The sequence below is a fragment of the Streptomyces sp. NPDC056835 genome, from assembly GCF_042789485.1.
GTDB lineage: Bacteria > Actinomycetota > Actinomycetes > Streptomycetales > Streptomycetaceae > Streptomyces.
In genome coordinates this window covers 17695-35311 of the sequence record NZ_JBHUBB010000017.1, presented here as the reverse complement: position 1 = coordinate 35311, position 17617 = coordinate 17695, and the positions used below count along the sequence as shown (strand labels likewise).

The window sequence follows — 17617 nt, the reverse complement described above, 5'->3', positions numbered from 1 at the left end:
AGACAACGGCGTCTACCAACCAGCAAGGAGTCCCCCGTGGCCATCTCGGTCTTCGACCTGTTCTCGATCGGAATCGGCCCGTCCAGCTCCCATACGGTCGGTCCGATGCGCGCGGCGCGGATGTTCGCGCGCCGGCTCAAGAACGAGGGCCTGATCGCCCACACCGTCTCGATCCGGGCCGAGCTGTACGGATCGCTCGGCGCGACCGGCCACGGCCACGGCACGCCCAAGGCCGTTCTCCTCGGCCTGGAGGGCAACTCACCGCGCACCGTCGACGTGGAGAGCGCCGACGATCAGGCGGAACGTATCCGCGCCATCGGCCGGCTCAATGTGCTCGGCATGCACGAGATCGCCTTCGACGCGGACAAGGACCTGGTCCTGCACCGCCGCAAGACCCTGCCGTACCACGCGAACGGCATGACCGTCTTCGCGTACGACGCGGCCGGCGCCGTGCTCCTGGAGAAGACGTACTACTCGGTGGGCGGCGGCTTCGTCGTGGACGAGGACGCCGTCGGCGAGGACCGGATCAAGCTCGACGACACCGTGCTGAAGTACCCCTTCCGCACCGGCGACGAACTGCTGCGGCTGTCGGCCGACACCGGTCTGTCGATCTCCGCGCTGATGCTGGAGAACGAGAAGGCCTGGCGCACGGAGGACGAGATCCGCACCGGGCTGCTGGAGATCTGGCGGGTCATGCAGGCGTGCGTCTCACGCGGGATGGCCCGCGAGGGCATCCTGCCCGGCGGCCTCAAGGTCCGCCGCCGCGCGGCCCATTCGGCACGCCAGCTGCGCGCCGAGGGCGATCCGCATGCGCACGCCATGGAGTGGATCACGCTCTACGCGATGGCCGTGAACGAGGAGAACGCCGCGGGCGGCCGTGTCGTCACCGCCCCCACCAACGGCGCCGCGGGCATCATCCCGGCCGTACTGCACTACTACATGAACTTCGCGGCCGGGGGCGCCACGGCGGAGGAGAAGGACGAGAACGTCGTCCGCTTCCTGCTCGCCGCGGGCGCCATCGGCATGCTCTTCAAGGAGAACGCCTCCATCTCCGGCGCCGAGGTCGGCTGCCAGGGCGAGGTCGGCTCGGCCTGCTCCATGGCCGCGGGCGCCCTCGCGGAGGTCCTGGGCGGCAGCGCCGAACAGGTCGAGAACGCGGCCGAGATCGGCATGGAACACAACCTGGGCCTCACCTGCGACCCGGTCGGCGGCCTGGTCCAGATCCCGTGCATCGAACGCAACGGCATGGCGGCGGTGAAGGCGGTCACGGCGGCGAAGATGGCGCTGCGCGGCGACGGCAGCCACAAGGTCTCCCTGGACAAGGTCATCAAGACCATGAAGGAGACGGGCGCGGACATGTCCGTCAAGTACAAGGAGACCGCGCGCGGCGGGCTCGCGGTGAACATCATCGAGTGCTAGGCAGACGGGCCCTGACCAGTGCGTTCGCGTCTTTCAGCGCTGTCAGGGCCTTCCCTGCTTACGCGGCGGAAAGTCCCTGGAACCTCCCTGGGACAGACGTGAAAGTCCCTGAAAAGTCCCTGGGATGTCCCTGCTTTGCCGCGTTCTTGAGGAATGCGCGGTGCCTCCAGGACGACCATGCGCCCTAACCGTTGTCGAGTACGGAGTGCAACCGGTACACGCGTCGGGTAGCGAGACCTACGCATTACGAGACCGAGAGCCCGCCTAACGGCGAACGGAGCAGGAGCCCTGGTCAGAGAGAAGGCCCCTACCGGACTGCAAACGGCAGCCTGTTACGCCGATCTGTGAAGCCGTTGCTGGTTGTCGCGGACCTGTCGGATGACGTGGTCAGGGGGGAGAGCCCATCGGGTAGCGAGATGGTCGAGCATGCGCGGCAGGTCGCTTGGGCGGGAGGGGCGGGGCCCGACTCGGGTGAAGGGGCCATCGGTCTCCAGCAGCACCCGGTCCACGGGAACAGCCTCAAGCAGCTTCCGACCTTTCGCGGTTGCCGTCATGGCAGGGTTGAACGAGAAGTAGGCGCCAGCCGCCAGGGCGTTGTCGATGAGCGTCGCTGGGCCGGTATACCAGTGCAGGATCGCGGAGCGGACGTCGGTCTGCAGCAGGCGGTTGATGGTTTCCTTTTCGGCGCCGCGGCTGTGGATGGTGATGGGCAGGCTGCAGGCACGAGGGTCGCCGAGGATGGCTTCGAAGATGCGGGTCTGGGCGTTGCGGGTGCCACGCCCGGTGGGAGAGAAGTCCAGTCCGACCTCCCCGATCCAGGTGGCTTGAGAGAGCATGCGCAGGAAACGGGCGAGATCGGCCGGAGTGAAGGAGTGGGCACGCAGGGGGTGCATGCCCAGGGCCGGGGTGACCCCGCTTCGTCGGCCGAGGCGGGCTCGCAACAGGCGGTATTCGCCGGGGTCTTCGGTGACGGCCACGACGTCGACATCGGCCTGTGTGGCTTCGTCGAGGATGGCGATGGGGTCACGGTAGCCGGTCAGGTGACAGTGGGTGTCCCACAGCGTGTTCACGTGTCTGTGTCCAGAAGACTGGCCAGGTCGCCCTGGGCTCCTGCGGTGAGCCAGCTGCGTACCTCGTCGCTGCCGCGGCGCCACACGTCGATGAAGTGGCGCCGTTCGCCGCGGGGAAGAGGTCCGTTGCGCAGTACGTCGATGGCGGGCCGGCCGGGGCGGGTGCCGACGAGGACGGCGCGTAGGTCGGCGCTACGGTGGCTGGCCGCATCAAGGAGGTGGGGGTCGGTGAGGGCATCCCAGGCGTAGTCGGCGGCCTGGTCCCATCCGGCTTTAGCCATCGAGGCGCGCCGGATCAGGCAGGGGAAGCAGTAGCCGCAGTTGCCCTGGGCGCGGCCGTCGTAGCGGGCGGCTTCGGGATGGGAGCAGGAGATGCTGGCCGGGGCGAGCTCCCGTAGCAGGGCCTGGTTGGGATTGGTGGTGAGCATCTCGCCCTTGGTCATCAGGCGGTAGGGGTTGATGAGCGGATTGGCTACCCCTGCTTCGTTCTTGAGTTCGGTGAATAGGGTGAGGAAATGCGGGTGGGTCGTACGGGTGCTCAGGCTTCCGGCCCGTGCACGGGTCAGTGGCGCGTTGAGTCCGATGTAGCCGTTTTCGGGCAGATACACCGGAACATCGGGCCCGAGGGATGAGGCGATCGCCAGCGCGGTGCTCAAGAACATGGCCGAGCGGGAGCGGGTGGTGGTCTCCCGGCTCTCGGGCAGCGCCCGGGCGTGGGCAGGGTGCGCGGGAGCAGGGCGCAAGAAGAGACGCAGCGAGGTCACCCGGCGTCCATACCGGTCCGTGAGGCGTCTCAACAGCCGTGTCTGTGCGGCGGGGGTCTGTCCTCCCTCGTAGTGCGACAGCAGGCACAGCCGTAGGCCGGGGTCCGTCTCCAGCAGGTTGATGACGCCGCATAGTGAGTCCAGGCCCCCGGAGAAGAGACAGACCCCGTCTGCGACCACGTGCCCACGGTCCTCTTCCGCTACCGCTTCCAGTACGGGGGCGGACTGCTGGCGGGCCGTGAGTGTCCAGCGGTCTCCGGTCAGGAAACGCAACGCTTCCTGTGCGGCGGCGACCGGCCATCCTGCGGCTGTTTCCACGGGGAACTGCAGATGCAGGTCGCGGGTCCAGGCATCCGCTGTGCCGTTGCGCGCGCTGATCCGATCCGTCACGTAGGCGCCGAAAGACAACACCATCAGATCGGCCGCAGCGCGTGTCGGCCTGAAGCTACGGAAGAACCCTTGCCCCGTCTGGACGGTGGCGTGGGCGGAGCCCGGAATGAAGTCCAGCAGGACATCGTCGCCCCCCTCCACTGCGCGAAGGGGCTCGGTGCGCACCACGAACACGCTCACGCCAGTTCCTCCAGGGCGGTGTAGGCAAGCTGCAGCGCGCTGTCGACGATCTGTCGTCCTGGGGGACCAGACCAGTCCACACGCCACGGGTCGCCCTGCACCTTGATGGCCACACAGTCTTCGATGATCTGCCGCATCTGGCGGTCGGCCCGCCGGGCGGCCTCGGGATCGTTGATGCTGCCCAGTCGCTCCGCCACGACGGGCACACGGTTGTAGATGTAGTGCGTCAAGAACAGCTCCAGCAGTCGCTCCACGTCGTTACGGCTGGCTGCGGCTGCTTCCAACTCCTCCCAGGAGTCGGCCTCGGCAAAGAATTCCTCAAGCACGTCGCACACCGCGTCGCGGGCCGCCTGGGCGTCCAGGTCGCCACCCGCTCCGGCCAGAGACGTGACTAGTTCGTCCACGACCTCGTACCGGTCGCGCCCCACCAGGTCACCCAGCCCGGCCTGGTGCAGGGCCTGCCCGAGGCCGCCTGAGGCCACCCCGGCCAGCAGGCCGCCCAGCCGCTGTGCAGCCGTGCGGCCCGCCCCAGCGCCGGAAGCCGCACCCCCTGCTCCGCCCAGCACCGGTACGTGCCGTGCCAGGACCATCGCTGCACGCTGGCGCGGCGCGCTGCCACTGCTGATGTCGCGGGTGTAGGCCGTCGCGGCGTGCTTCAGCCCTGTCCAGGCTCCGCCGGAGCCGCTGGTCCGGTCGGTGGAGGTGCCCACCTCAGCCTCCTATCCCGCTCTGGCGGAGATCGCCAACCAACCGGCTGATCGGGTGCTGGCTGTTCTGCCAGCCGTCCAGGAGCGCCGCCACCGACGCGTCCTCTGCGGGCAGCCGACGCACGATGGTGGTCAGCTTCGGGCGCAGGGTGTCCAGCGGAATCATCCGCAGGACCTCGCACAACGCCGAGACCACGGACGGAACGGCCTGCGCGAGTTCCAGCGCGCCGTCCATCGCGGGACCGGTCGGGTCCCTAAGGACGATCTGCAGCAAATGCTCGACGAGCACAGGAAGGTCCTGCCCCGACACCGATCCAGCCACCGATCCCACCGCGGCCCGGCGCTGTCCGCGTACGTCAGACTGGAGCTTGCCCAGCAGCTCCTGCACCTGGGCGGGAAGCCGCGCGGTGCTCGCGGCGAGAGTAAGACGGGCTCGGGCGAAGGTGAAATAGGGTCCCAAGTCCACTTCCGCCAGCGGGGGATCCAGCAGCAGCCACGCTGCAATGTGCGGTTTATCCGCCCAGGCTCCTACTTCCTCGTCGAGTTCCCCACCGGACGCGTCGGGGGCAGGCGTGCCCGGTACCGTGCCCGCCCGCCGTCGCAAAGAGTCGCGCCGGCCGTCCCCGCTCTGTGCTGCCCCCGGCGGCTGGCCACCCGGCTGCGCGGCGTCGTCGGCCGGAGCAGGAGGCGAGGGCTGCACGTGTCGCTCGGCAGCAGCCAACCGGCTCACCGCCCCGGGCCCCTGGACCTGCCAGTCGAAGAGTTTCTGGAAATCTGACAGATGCTGCTCCTCCAGCACCATCAGCTTCGCCAAAACCTTCGGACTGAGCGCGGTCCCCCGGCGCTCGGCGCTGGCCAGCCGAAGGGTCAGCGTATTCATGAAACGTTTGATCTGCCGCGGGTTACCGCGCAGCCCGCTTCCCAGGACCGGGGCGGTCTGAGCGGCCCACGACATGTCCGAGCGGAGGCGCTCAGGCATCTGCTGGCCCAGTGTCTGGGCCGCCAGCCCTGCGTTGAGAGCGACTGCGAGGGCACTTTGCCGTCTGCGCTGTGCAACCGCGTCCTTGACCTGCGTGAAGGATGCTTCGTCGAGGTGGGACTGAGCGAGCAGGAGGTGCATATACGTTTCGGCTTCGGGGGCCGAGAGAGCGGGGATGTTGACCTTGACCTGCAGCATCTTCTCCAGATACTCGGCGCCCAGGCCCGTGGCGCCAGGGCGTCCCAGCCCCGGGTAGCGCATGTCGATGGCGGCCTGTACGACCTCGGCGTGCGCGGCGATGACGAACGCGCTCTTTTCCACGTTCAAAAAGAGCCGAATCGCCTCGAACGTGCCGACGACGGTCGGGGGCAGGCAACGGTCCAGATCATCAATCATCACGATCACCGCACTGACCTGGGGCAGCGATGCCAGAAGCTCGGAGAACCGCTGCCGGAAAGTACCCACATCCACATACAGCTGCTCTGCCTCACCCGCTGGCGGGAACGCCTCGTCCGTCCCCTCGGAGGATGCGGGCGCTACTCCGGCGAGGGCTTGCTGGGTGAGGGTAGACGCCATGTCACCCAGGGCCGGGTCTGCCAGGGAGGCAGCCAGCGCCACACCAGTGGGTGCGACAGACAGAGCAGCGTGCCCCAACCGGCGCGCTGGGCGCCTCAGCCGGTCCACCATCTGGTGCAGTCGGCCAACCTCCGCGGCCTCGGCTGTTTCTTCTTCCACGAGCTCGCCGAGACGCGTCAATACCGACTCCATGAGCGCTGTTTTGATGTCCTCATAGCCCTCGTACTGCCACGGGCTGAAGGACACCACCACGTAACGGCCGGACTCTGGGCCATCCATCTGACTGAGCTCCGCCGCAACGATCTTCAGCAGGCTGCTCTTACCCGACCCCCAGCCGCCCAGAACACCCACGGTCAGCGGAAGCAGCTGAGGCTGGGTCAAAGCCACCACAAGCTCATCGACCAGAAAGTCGAATCCGAGCAGATCGAGATCGGTTTCGTTGTCTGACCACACGTTGCGCTCACGGCTCCCTACATCACACACCTTTGTGTGCCGATGATCCTATCTGGGGATAGAGGCATGTGAAGTCACCACAAAGATAGATCAGTTGATAGGTGAGAGACGGCCGACGCCGTATCCCGCCCGCGGATGTCGATCTGGTCCAGGAACCACCCGTCCGTTGCGTGGCCGATCAAGCGTCGCGCCATGTGGGGGGTGTCAGTATCGGTCATCCGGCGGGTTGTGACATCGCCAAGCAAACGCGTGACTCGGCGGAGGCGGTGGGTGCTCGTAGTCGCGGACAAGGCGGCGGTACCAGGACAGGGTGCCGTAGTCTGCTGCACCACCACCTGGGGCCACCAACCTCCTGCCGGCCCGCTCGACGATCTTCACGTCGATGCCGAGCATGGCGCCGTAGACGACTACCGCGTGCTTAAAGCCTGGTCGACCAGGGACTTGGAGATGGTGCCGGACTACAAGGCGACCCGGTTCAGCACCGCGTTGCCAAGGCCGTTGCCGTGAGCCCCTGCCGATCCCCGACACACGTAGCCCCCGCCGCCCTGACCCATGTGACATTCGTCAGGAGTTTCCGAAAACGAAATACATGAGGCGCTGCTTTTCCATCACAGCTCTAAAAACAGCTCAGTCAACGTCCCCATTAAATTCACGCCGAATCTGCGATAGCGAGATTGGACCGCTGGCGACGGCGACATGCCAGAAGTCCCATCCATCAACGTCAGCGCTGCCTGTGGCCGCAAGGGCAGCGGAGGTTGGGGTGGCATAAGACCGTGCACCTAGTTCGAGCCCGCCGTCAGGCAGTAGGAAAGCGACCACCTGGCCAAGATCCGCAGCCCCCACCAGCTCGACACCGGATTTCAGGAACCCCGCACTGATCAGGTCGGAAACGGTATTGGCTTCCGGCCGACCAATGCCGCCAACACCCGATTCAATTCCTAGCTCATCGGAGAAATTTTCCACCACAGAATCGAGATCTCGGCAGCCACGCAGGGCCGCAAGCGCGGCACTGCTATGACGGGCCTCGGGCTCTATGAGCTCACGGAGCATCTCTAGCGCACCTTCAAATTCAACGGGTGCATCAAGAACACCTGCTTTAAATACAACGTCTCTCATCACTCGGGACCGGCGCTCATTCAATCCCGCACGGTCCAGGCCGTAGATGCGAACTGATTCTTCGACCCTACACACGCCCACTGCCCTCTCAAGAGGAGAGCGCGGGCGGTAATCATTTCGGCGTACAGCCCCCGACCTGTCAAAATCCAGCAGGTCACAGTCTCCCCGAAGTGCTGGATCAAGAAGTACAGGAATCTCTCGCTCAATGCTTTCAATACTGACGCCTGGTGCCCGTAGTCTGGAGGCAGGGTTGAGCAGGGGGAAGTGGTGAATCTTGGTGACTCGTTTTCCCGTTGGATCATCATCGGTTGACGAGTTGCAAAATTCGCATACGAGCCGAAAGTTGCTAACTTCGTACGCTAGCCAGTAGTAGCCAAGATGCGTTTCTCCCACGACCCCACCTTTGGGCCTGAAATGATCAACCGCGAGTCGGCTATTAGAGACTTCACCTTCGCAATACCAGCATTTTCGCCCAACCAGGTCGATGAGCTGAGGGCGCAGCTTCGTCCAATACGGGGACTTCTTGAACAGTTTTGTGAGCTCGGCCTTGTTCGTCCCGCAACCCGCAACGTGCTTCTTGACAACAGACGCGTGGCGAGACCAGGCAGCAGGTACGGCCAAACGGCTCATCTCTACATAGCGCACGTCGTCACAGACCTCGGCTGAATTTCTCGTCAAAGAGCCTTCTCACCATGAGATTAAACTCTTCTTCCGAAGGAGGATCTGCGCTCCCAGCCCTATCTAGAAGCTCCTTGCGCCGCAGGTCGAGCTCTGCAAGGAATAGGGACACCACGGAGTCGCGGCGAATCGTATCGAAGCCGAGGGACTCAAGCTCGTTGTTGATACTCCGGAGCCGACGGTTGTCCTCTTCGTTCAAAACGGGCGATCGCGCGAGCTCATATTGGTCATCGATGAGCCGCTGAGTGTGATCGTCCAATTGGGTATCCAGGCCATACAGTTCCGTGGTCAGCAAGCCGCCGATGCCACGTCCCCGAGGGTCGACGGTTGGCATCTCGGCCCTGATGACGCCGGCTGCGGAACCGCGGAGCATGCGAATCTGTTCACGAGGGATGTTTGAGACTAGTGCAGGATCATGCGTAGCCGCGATGAATTGTGAATTCTGCCGGTCCTCCAACATCGCCTGGACGATCGAGTACCAGCGCTGGCTCCAGCCTGGATGAAAGTGCGAAGCCGGTTCATCGAGAAGAAAGAGAGACTCTTCGCCACGCTGCAGTCTCAGCATTCCCATGATTGTGAGACTCTGCTGCTCACCAGCGCTCAGTTCCTCTGACGTGATCTGATGCCCGTCGGCCATCGTCAAACGCACACTAGCTGTCAGCAATTCTGCAGCTTGGAGTCTCTCGAACATTGCAAACATCGCAACATCTGAGGCAAAAAGTCGACGAAAGCTCTTGAGATCGTCAGACGTGGCTATGGTGATTCGGAAATCCGTGTATGTGCTGCGGGCAGTCGCATCAGGGATGGCCCCGAATCTTCCCTGTGTTGCGATCGCATCGAAAAGATCTGGGGCGTCACCTTCCAGCCCCCAGTAAGGGCGATCAACATCCCGAGTGCGCTTATACCAGGAAGGTCTCCGAATGGAGATATCAGCGGAAGCAAACCCGGAGACTCGCACATCCCTCTCCGCATGATGTGCGAATTTTTCCGACCAGTTCGAGAGGAGTGACAGCAGAATCAAGGGAAGATGGGTGACATCACAAAGGAAAAGAGGTCTTACGCCGCGGCCAGGTGCTTGGCCCAAACTGGCAGCACTGTCACCTCGCGCAGACGCCATATCTGCGTCTCTATGTCTATCAAATTCCTCACGCCACCGAGATTCCCTGGCGGCTTGATAGCCGAAGAGGTGGTCTGGGAGATGGATTCTCCAGTCAGCTTTATGAACAACTGCACTGGTCGAATCTCCATTGGCTACCGTCATCTTAGGAAGGGATTTGACTGCTCGTTGGTCCACTTCCACGAGCCGTCCGCCTCGTCTGTACTTGACCCGGTACGCAAACGGGGCGCGCTGACCACGCCAAAGGCTTCCGAACACCTCAGCAAGAGCCTGGAGTACTCGCGACTTCCCACGGCCGTTTCGCCCAACCAGGACGTACGTGTCATGACCTTCGGATAGATCGAGCTTGAAATCCTGCAGGCCTCGATAACTAGGCAGATAGATTTCTAGCAGCTGCACGTCCCCTCCCCCGTGAATTCAGGCCTCTTACACACTAATGTAGTCACAGCGCTGCGACTACTGCCCATCCTGCGAAATCTTCACAGGCCGCAGCGCTTCGGTAAGATTAATCAGCTCGGACAAAGCAGCTTCCAGCTCTCCTGCAATCTCTTCGGCCAAGACATGAGGCTCGATCAGATCGTCGGCGTCGTCAATTGACTTGTCCTTGAGATCCGCAAGAAGAAGAAGGTTGACCCTCTCGCGATTCAAGAGATAATCAACGTCGTACGCCTTGAAAGCATCCGTTTCAGTCCGCTCGCTGCGGTCTTTACCCGGAGCGTAGCAGGTGACAAAATCCTCCAGGTGTTCCCTGGATAGCCGATTCTGTTTGAGCGTGAAGTGCTGATTGGTTCGAAAGTCATAGACCCAGAGCTTCTGCGTGTGCGGCTTTCCATCAGCACGAGGCGGTAGCTTTTCAAAGAACAGGACATTCGCCTTCACGCCGCCGGCGTAGAAGATTCCCGCAGGAAGCCTCAGTAGAGTGTGTACGTCACATTGCTGCAGGAGGCGCCTGCGAATGGTCTCCCCGACGCCTCCCTCAAACAGCACGTTGTCCGGGATTACCACGGCCGCTCGGCCACCAGTCTGCAGCAAGGTATAAATGTGCTGCATGAAGTTGAGCTGCTTATTTGTAGTGGTTACCCAGAAGTCCCGACGATGGTACGCGAGATCCTTACGCTCAAACTCGTCGTCCTCGCCAATAATCGTGATAGATGACTTCTTGCCAAATGGAGGGTTGGCGAGGACGAGTGACGCGTGACGGGTAGGTGGCTTTGCCAAAGCGTCACCCACATCGATCAATGACTCGCCATTCGGCTGTCCGATGCCGTGTAGTAGCAAGTTCATGGCAGCGAGGCGTGCCGTACCATCGACCAGCTCGTTCCCCCGAAATGCACCCGTGCTAAGCCGTTCCCGCTGCTCAAGCGTGAGGCCCATCTCGTGATGATGCTGAATGTACTCGAACGCATTCAGCAGGAAGCCTCCAGTGCCGCAGGCTGGATCCATGATCGTGTCGTCTGGAGTCGGCTGAACACAGTCGACCATGGTGCGGATGAGTTCCCGCGGGGTGAAGTACTGCCCTGCGCCGGACTTGACGTCCTCCGAGCTCTTCGCAAGCAGCTCTTCGTACGCATCGCCCTTGATGTCGACGCCCGTTCCGGACCAGTTTTCCTTGCCGATCAGCTCTCGGATCAAACGCTTCAGCTTGGCAGGATCCTGAATTCGGTTCTGTGCCTTCTGGAAGATTCGGCCCAGTGTGCCCCCGCTACGTCCGAGCGTGCCGAGGATCTCGCTGTACTGCTCTTCGAGCTCTCGCCCCTCGGCATCAAGCAAGATCTGCCAGGCATCGAGACCATCAAGGATGTCGACCTGATTGAAGCGCCGATTCTTCTGTTCATGGGCCATCTTGAGGAATAGAAGGTAGGTCAGCTGCTCGACATAGTCGAGCACAGAAACACCGTCATCCCTCAGGACGTTGCAGTAGCTCCAAAGCTTGTTGACGAGGGCTTGGGCATCGACGCTGACGCGAGACGAGGCGGTTTGGGGGGTCACAACAGAGTCTCCTGTACTGCCTGGCTCTCACGCTTAGTTGCTGTGCTGGGCCTGCGCGTCTGCAATCGGGGCCCTCTTGCCGGCCGAGTTGAGCGGATACGGTCCAGCAGTACCGTCGCGGGCTCGTCCGAGGGGTCTTGCTCGACCAACTTTCCAGAGAAGGCCCTACGCAATACAGCTCTGCGGAGGGCTGCTGCTCGAAGCAGGCCAGCCTCCACCGTCTCAAGGGCGGCGTCGGCCACGCTCAGCCGCGACTCAATGTGGCTGACGAGGTTCTGCTGAATGTCTGGCGGGGGAATTGCAACTGGGAGCAACTTGATCTTGCTGAGACTGATCGACGCCAGGTTTACGCTCTGTTTTCCGTTAAGTTCACACCAGCGCTTCCCGAACCCATTCGCGTGCCACGCCAAGAGCTTCGGGTGGAGAACACTTTGGTCAACTCTGGCCCGGAAAACGTGGTTCTGGTGAATGCAATCGGGAATCTGCTCTTCCCAGATCCATCCCCTGCCGAGCTTATCCCGGTCTCCGCCTTCATTAAGAAGAACATCGCCATGCTTCAGGAGAAGCTGCTCGGCCTTCTTTGGCGCAACCCGAATCATCGACACGTCAGCCAAGTTGAGACGACCGCGCTGCACGTTAGCGACGCGCAAGTAGGGGACGCTGATGAATTCAGGGTCATTCTGCTTTTTACTGTCCTTGGTTACACCACCGACGACATGCGCAATATCACCCAGCCGCGACCAGCGCCAGCCAACCGGGAGCAGCGGCAACGGGCCGTCGTCGATCCCTACTTCATGGATCTTGGCTGCGGCCCTGTTCTCCGCGACCACTCCTCCAGTCGTGGCAATACCGGTGATCTTGTCCCGCAGAGTTGACAGGCGGGCGGTGACATTCCGCAAGGATGATTCAACGAAGTCCAGGCGCGAGAGGTGATCTTCGAGCGCTTCCACAATGCGCTGTTGCTCAGCCAGCGGAGGAAGGTCAATCTTCCACTGGGCCAGCCGCGCAGAGCCAATATGGTGGATTCCTACGCCGCGCGAATCTTGCGCGAAGGCGCCTCTGAGTGCCTCATATCGCAAGTAATGCAGAAGGAAGCGCGGATTGGCGTAGTGAGTTCTGACTCTAATCAGCGTGTTCTGGAAACAGCAGTCATCGATCTCGTCGTTCCACAGTGCTGGCTTCCCAACCTCGCCAGCACTACCGGATGCCTCGCTCAGGACGATATCGCCTCGCTGGAGCCTGTAGGTATCTACTTCGTTCTCGGTGAAGTTCATGAACTTCACGTCGTTGAGAAGCAGACCTTGCCATCCCACATTGGCTGCGCGCAGGTAGGGCCGCATATTGCTGCCATTGTGGTTCTTGGGTGAGCGCTGGCGGCCGAGCCGTACTTCCGAGAAGTCCTGCAGCGTGGACCGCGCCCATCCGGACGGCAGTTCGCTCATGCGGTGAGTTCCTGATCTAGTTCGTCGAGGACAGCCTCGGCACGGTTGTCGCCGAAGACGCGGAGGAAACCATCGGTTCCACCACGCTCCGTGAAGGGTACGTGGTCCAGGTCGGCCACATCGAACCTGACGCTAGTGGCCATCGTGTCGACGATCCGCTCCAGCCACCACAGCTCGTCCTCACTGAAGATCACCCCCGCCTGCTTCTGGCGAGCCACCCAGTTGGCGAACCGGCTCTCCACTGTCGATCGGTAGGGCCGAACCTCGGAATCGAGCCCAAGCTCATAGCGGATCAGGGAAACAAGGTCCGGTGGCCCATGTTTGACGCCTGGCGCACTTGAGGCGGCCCCCAGTTGTTCGTACGCCTGCCACAGACGTGCCACGGTCCACTGGTGAGGCGGCCGTGCAATCCGCGAGGCCAAGTCCTTGAGCCGCTGGTAAGCCTCCCGGGGGCGAACCTCACGCCCTCCCCGGCCAGTCAGCGCGACTTGGAGGGAAGTGATCTCGTCGTGGTGCTCGGCAAGGTACTCACGCCAACTCGTCACGGTGCGGCGCGCCATCTCCACCGGCCCGACGGACAAGAGGGCATCTGGGTTTACCTCGTCGTAGACGATTCGCTGATCGGTGCGGATGTAGACCAGCAGATCACGCAGGTCTTTGTTGGACGCCAAAGGCCGCACAGCCTTCTGGACCATCCAGTGCACGCCCTTGGCACCGTCCGCCTGCCGGACTTTGTCCACGTGATCTACATCGACTGCTTTCGCGATTCTACCAACGACCGCATCCAGCGACTCGCCGGCTAGGCGTGCGATCTCCTCGTGATCGTCAGCGGTGAGCGTGCGCGACAGTCGCGACAGTCTCAGCCCCAGTTCTTCCGCTTCGTCCTCGTCGATCGTGCCGCCTGCGGTCTTGCCGAGCAGTTTGCGAAGTGATGTGCGCTTGGCGTCGTCCTTCTCGACCACGGGTGTTTCGCGCTTGTGGCTCTCGGTGACGCCGATGGCATCAATGACAACGAACCTGGTCTTCTCGCGAATGTCCGGCGTTACTGTTCGCAATTCGGTTGAGTCGATCACTCGCGCACCACGACCGCGCATCTGCTCGAAGTAAGCCCAGCTCTTGACATCTCGCAGAAAGAATACGCACTCGATGGCCCGAACGTCAGTACCGGTGGCAATCATGTCTACGGTGACGGCAATTCGCAACTCGGGAGCGTTACGGAACTCGGAGAGCAACTGATCCGGCTGCGACGCCTTCCCCGTGATCTTTTTGCAAAAACTGTTTCCTCGGCCGAATACGTCACGCACCATTTCGACGATTTCGTCGGCATGGTTATCATCACGGGCGAATATGAGCGTTTTCGGCACCATACGCATGTCTTCGGGCACGTCGCAACGCTCAGGGAAGAACACGGTTAGGTTGTCACGAAATGCGGCAAGAACTGTCCTCAGCTGCCCTTTGCTGATGACCTTGCCGCCAACTTGGTTCGCGCCATACGAGAAGTCGTCATCCAGCTCTTCGTACTGACGGCGTCGAGTCCTACGATTCTTAATCGGGACGTGAGTCTCGACGGGAATTACCGACCCTTGTTCGGTAATTTCTGTCCTGATGCGATAGGTCGTGTAGTCGACCGCCACCCCATCAGCTACCGCTTGTTCATAAGTGTACTCACTGATCAAGTTCTGGTGAAAAAAGCCAAATGTTTGGGCAAGAGGCGTCGCGGTGAGCCCGACAAGATGTGCATCGAAATATTCAAGGACCGATCGCCATCGGCCATAAATGGACCTATGGCATTCGTCGATGATCACTAGGTCAAATGACTCCGGCGGAAGACTCTCATTGTAGACGGCATCAGCGGCAGACGCCGTTATACCTCGTTCTTCTTCCTCAAATGCCGAAAGTTCACTGTAGTCGTCGAGGTCGCCAGGCTCTTGTCCGGCGACGAGCCTGGAAAGTCGCTGGATAGTAGAGATTACGACTTTGGACGAGTCCAAAACCGTGGAGCCGGTGAGCTGGTCTACGTTGTAGAGCTCAGTGAACTTCCGTCCATCATCCGGAGTTGTATAATTGGTGAACTCCGCGAGGGCCTGAGTACCAAGGTTATTGCGATCGACCAGGAATAGAATCCGTTGCGCTTTTGCGTACTTCAAAAGGCGATAGGTGGAAGTGACCGCTGCAAAGGTCTTTCCAGCGCCTGTTGCCATCTGGATTAGGGACCGCCGGTCTCCACGACGCAGCGAGTCCTCCAGCCCCTGAACAGCGTCAAATTGGGCTGGCCTGAGTCGCCCAGCAGCCACTTCAGCAGGGTCGAGCTTCGGCAGACGTTCCCTGATCCGGGCTCGATAGGTGGGCGCTGCCGCATCGGCCTCAGCCTCACGAATCCACCGAGCGATGGTCTCGGACTGGTGGAAAGAGTAGACGTCCCGGGTACGTGAATCCGGGTCTAGGTCGTTGCGGAACCTAACCAGCCCGCCATCACTCACGTAACGATATGGGAGTGGCGTCCGCCAAGCCTGCAAATCTTGTCGAGCTGTCAGCCCCTCCGCATAGCGATCCGCTTGCCTCTCAGCGGTCGCGAGATCAGCGCCCTCGTGTTTGGCCTCAATCACACCGACGAGTTTGGTATCGACATAGAGCAAGTAGTCCGCACGACCAGCTGCCGTGGTCACCTCGCGGACAGCAACGCCTCGTGCCGAGTAGAGGTCCTGGCTCCCCTTCCCGTCTTGAACCGACCAGCCTGCTTCGCGCAGCATCTCGTCGATTCGATCGCGAACCCGCGCTTCGCTAAGCGGCTCCTGAGCTGCTCGGCGAGCGTTGGAGACCAGCAGGTCCCTCTGTCTGGCAGTCGGCTTTCGTGGTGGCAGAGCTTCGTCGAATCCACGCTGGAGGTGTGATGCCTCCGTAGCTAGCGAGGTGACCAGCGTCGACACTTCGGGAAGGGCGGTCCTGGCGCGCGCCAACTCGACAGAAGCGCTCGCACGAGCCTTCTCCAGCGCCTCCTCATGGCTGCGGTCCCGGTCCGAATAGCTCACCCGGGAAAGCTCCAGGCGGACGCGCGCAGCCGCCAGTTCACTCCGCAGCGCCTGCACCTCGGTACGGGCGTCAGCGGATCCCGGGTCCGCAGTTCGGATCCAGTCGGGTGCTTCTGGCGGAATGAAGGGAATCTGTTCCCGATCCCCAGTCAGAACACGGTGGAACCAGACTCCCAGCTGGAAGCATTGCCTGACTGCGCGCAGGGCTTCTCGCTCTAGTGCGAAGTCCGTGTCCACGACTTCGGGTACGGGTCGCCGAAGGGCATCGAACGTCTGCCGTGCTGGCTCGTCGAGGAAGCCGGCCCGAGCTAGCGCGTGCAATCTGCTTGCATGATCGTCCTTGCCGACCGAAATGCCAGATCGTCGCGTAAGAGCAGTCGCGAGTGTGTCCCCAAACTGGCGGCCCTTGAGCAGCGTGACGCTCGGGTCGGTGAAGAGGTTTACTTCCGCGCTCGCCCCGTACAGCACCAAGAGAGGCTCGTGAGGCAGCAGAAAGCCGAAGTTTGCGGATCGGGCGGCCAACTCCCGGACTCGCGTGTCGATCGGTCCACGCCCCTGGCTCACGAAGCCCTCCACATCCGCTCAACCATCCAGCGTATCGCTATCACCTTCGCGGTCACCACGGTACCGAACGCCGGACAGCATGTCGGTAGGCAGCCTTTCTCGGCCGGTCCACGAACCCGCTCGGAACGCTCAGACGGGTTCGTCCACGACCGTCAACAACGCTGCAGCGATGGCGATCAACGCTCTCGCCTCGTCCCGACTGTACGAGAACGCCGATGTCACCGCGTCCTTGTGCACCGCTGCGCTCGTCTGATCCTCAACGGCGAAGCGGATCCAGGCCCAGCGTTCCTCCTGCGTGCGCTGCAATCTGTCCTTGCCGCCGGGCCACATCCAGCCGCTGTGATCCTTGATCCATTCCAGCGCGCGACGGGCCTCCAGGATCGCGCCGTCGATGTCACCCTCCAGAAGTCGGCGCTGGGCACCACGCAGGTGCCGGGCGGGCTCCGCGCGGGGGTCGTCCTCCAGCGGGAACGGGACCTGCATCTCGAACGCGACCGCAGGACCGAGGGCGGTGATCTGATCGATCCAGCGGCTCTTGGCCACGCTGAAGTGCAGAACCTCCTTCGTGCTGCCGGGGAAGCCGGGGGCTTGCGGGAGCGTGCCGGTGATCTCCAGTTCCATTCGAAGGTCACCGTCGCGGGCCTCGTTGATGGCGTGGAGCTGGGCCGAGGTGAGGAGGAACTTGAGGACCGGGCGCTCGACTCCCGTCTCGGTCGTAAACGAGAGCAATTCAGTGCCCCGTCCGACGAGCATCCGCTGGTAGGAGTTTCCAATCCCGTACAGGTCGGTCTGCAGCGCCAGGACCCTGCCGGCCTTCGTCGCGGTAGGCGCCTTCACCTCAAGCCCCATCTGGAGACAGATCGTACCCATGCCCCGCAGGAGCTGCACGCTCTCCTCCCTGACGCCAAGGACGAACTCGCCGGCCTCCGCGTCGAAGCGCATCACGTTCACAACCGGATCCTCCACCGTGATCTTCTGACCGACCGATTCTCCAACAAGCGGCGGCGTGACACCGCCTGTTTTACAGGAACCCCCCAGTACCGCTCGCAACCGAGGGTTGCCCGGCGGCTGCGGATGCGTTCCCGGAATCGCCCTTCCTTCCCTCTCGGCCGCCACCCGCTTGTCCACCGGTCTGCACGCTCGC

Annotated in this window: 11 protein-coding genes; 1 reads left to right on the top strand and 10 read right to left on the bottom strand. The window is 62.4% G+C overall.

Annotation, left to right across the window (positions count from 1 at the left end; genetic code table 11):
* The first annotated feature begins 36 nt into the window (after window positions 1–36).
* Window positions 37–1419, top strand: coding sequence for an L-serine ammonia-lyase (locus ACFRMN_RS20570; protein ID WP_383021486.1), 1383 nt, complete (start codon window positions 37–39; stop codon window positions 1417–1419).
* Between the two features lie 332 nt (window positions 1420–1751).
* On the opposite strand, the gene ACFRMN_RS20565 is transcribed toward ACFRMN_RS20570, so the two are convergent.
* The 10 genes from ACFRMN_RS20565 to ACFRMN_RS20520 all read right to left on the bottom strand — a co-directional run bounded on the left by ACFRMN_RS20565 (window position 1752) and on the right by ACFRMN_RS20520 (window position 17601).
* Window positions 1752–2489 (bottom strand): TatD family hydrolase, encoded by a 738-nt coding sequence (locus tag ACFRMN_RS20565; protein ID WP_383021484.1) that lies wholly within the window; start codon window positions 2487–2489, stop codon window positions 1752–1754.
* On the bottom strand, window positions 2486–3817 hold the full coding sequence (qatC, locus tag ACFRMN_RS20560; protein WP_383021482.1) for a Qat anti-phage system QueC-like protein QatC: 1332 nt from the start codon (window positions 3815–3817) through the stop codon (window positions 2486–2488). Before qatC ends, ACFRMN_RS20565 begins: the two co-directional genes overlap by 4 nt.
* Before the next feature lie 2 nt (window positions 3818–3819).
* The gene (locus ACFRMN_RS20555) at window positions 3820–4533 is read right to left on the bottom strand and encodes a hypothetical protein (protein WP_329325257.1); all 714 of its coding nucleotides are present in this window, start codon (window positions 4531–4533) and stop codon (window positions 3820–3822) included.
* A gap of 1 nt (window position 4534) precedes the next feature.
* Window positions 4535–6538, bottom strand: coding sequence for a P-loop NTPase fold protein (locus ACFRMN_RS20550; protein WP_383021479.1), 2004 nt, complete (start codon window positions 6536–6538; stop codon window positions 4535–4537).
* Between the two features lie 627 nt (window positions 6539–7165).
* Window positions 7166–8299 carry a hypothetical protein gene (locus tag ACFRMN_RS20545; RefSeq protein ID WP_383021477.1) on the bottom strand — a complete coding sequence of 378 codons (1134 nt, stop codon included), beginning with the start codon at window positions 8297–8299 and terminating at the stop codon, window positions 7166–7168.
* Window positions 8300–8303: 4 nt separating this feature from the next.
* Window positions 8304–9593 carry an AAA family ATPase gene (locus ACFRMN_RS20540; protein WP_383021475.1) on the bottom strand — a complete coding sequence of 430 codons (1290 nt, stop codon included), beginning with the start codon at window positions 9591–9593 and terminating at the stop codon, window positions 8304–8306.
* Window positions 9594–9905: 312 nt separating this feature from the next.
* A complete protein-coding gene (locus tag ACFRMN_RS20535) occupies window positions 9906–11438 on the bottom strand; it encodes an N-6 DNA methylase (RefSeq protein WP_383021473.1) in 1533 nt (510 codons plus the stop codon).
* On the bottom strand, window positions 11435–12880 hold the full coding sequence (locus ACFRMN_RS20530; RefSeq protein WP_383021471.1) for a restriction endonuclease subunit S: 1446 nt from the start codon (window positions 12878–12880) through the stop codon (window positions 11435–11437). The genes ACFRMN_RS20535 and ACFRMN_RS20530 overlap by 4 nt, the downstream gene beginning before the upstream one ends.
* Window positions 12877–16473, bottom strand: a complete 3597-nt coding sequence (locus tag ACFRMN_RS20525; RefSeq protein ID WP_383021469.1) for a DEAD/DEAH box helicase family protein — start codon at window positions 16471–16473, stop codon at window positions 12877–12879. Before ACFRMN_RS20525 ends, ACFRMN_RS20530 begins: the two co-directional genes overlap by 4 nt.
* Window positions 16474–16602: 129 nt before the next feature.
* Window positions 16603–17601, bottom strand: coding sequence for a hypothetical protein (locus ACFRMN_RS20520; protein ID WP_383021467.1), 999 nt, complete (start codon window positions 17599–17601; stop codon window positions 16603–16605).
* Window positions 17602–17617 lie beyond the last annotated feature (16 nt).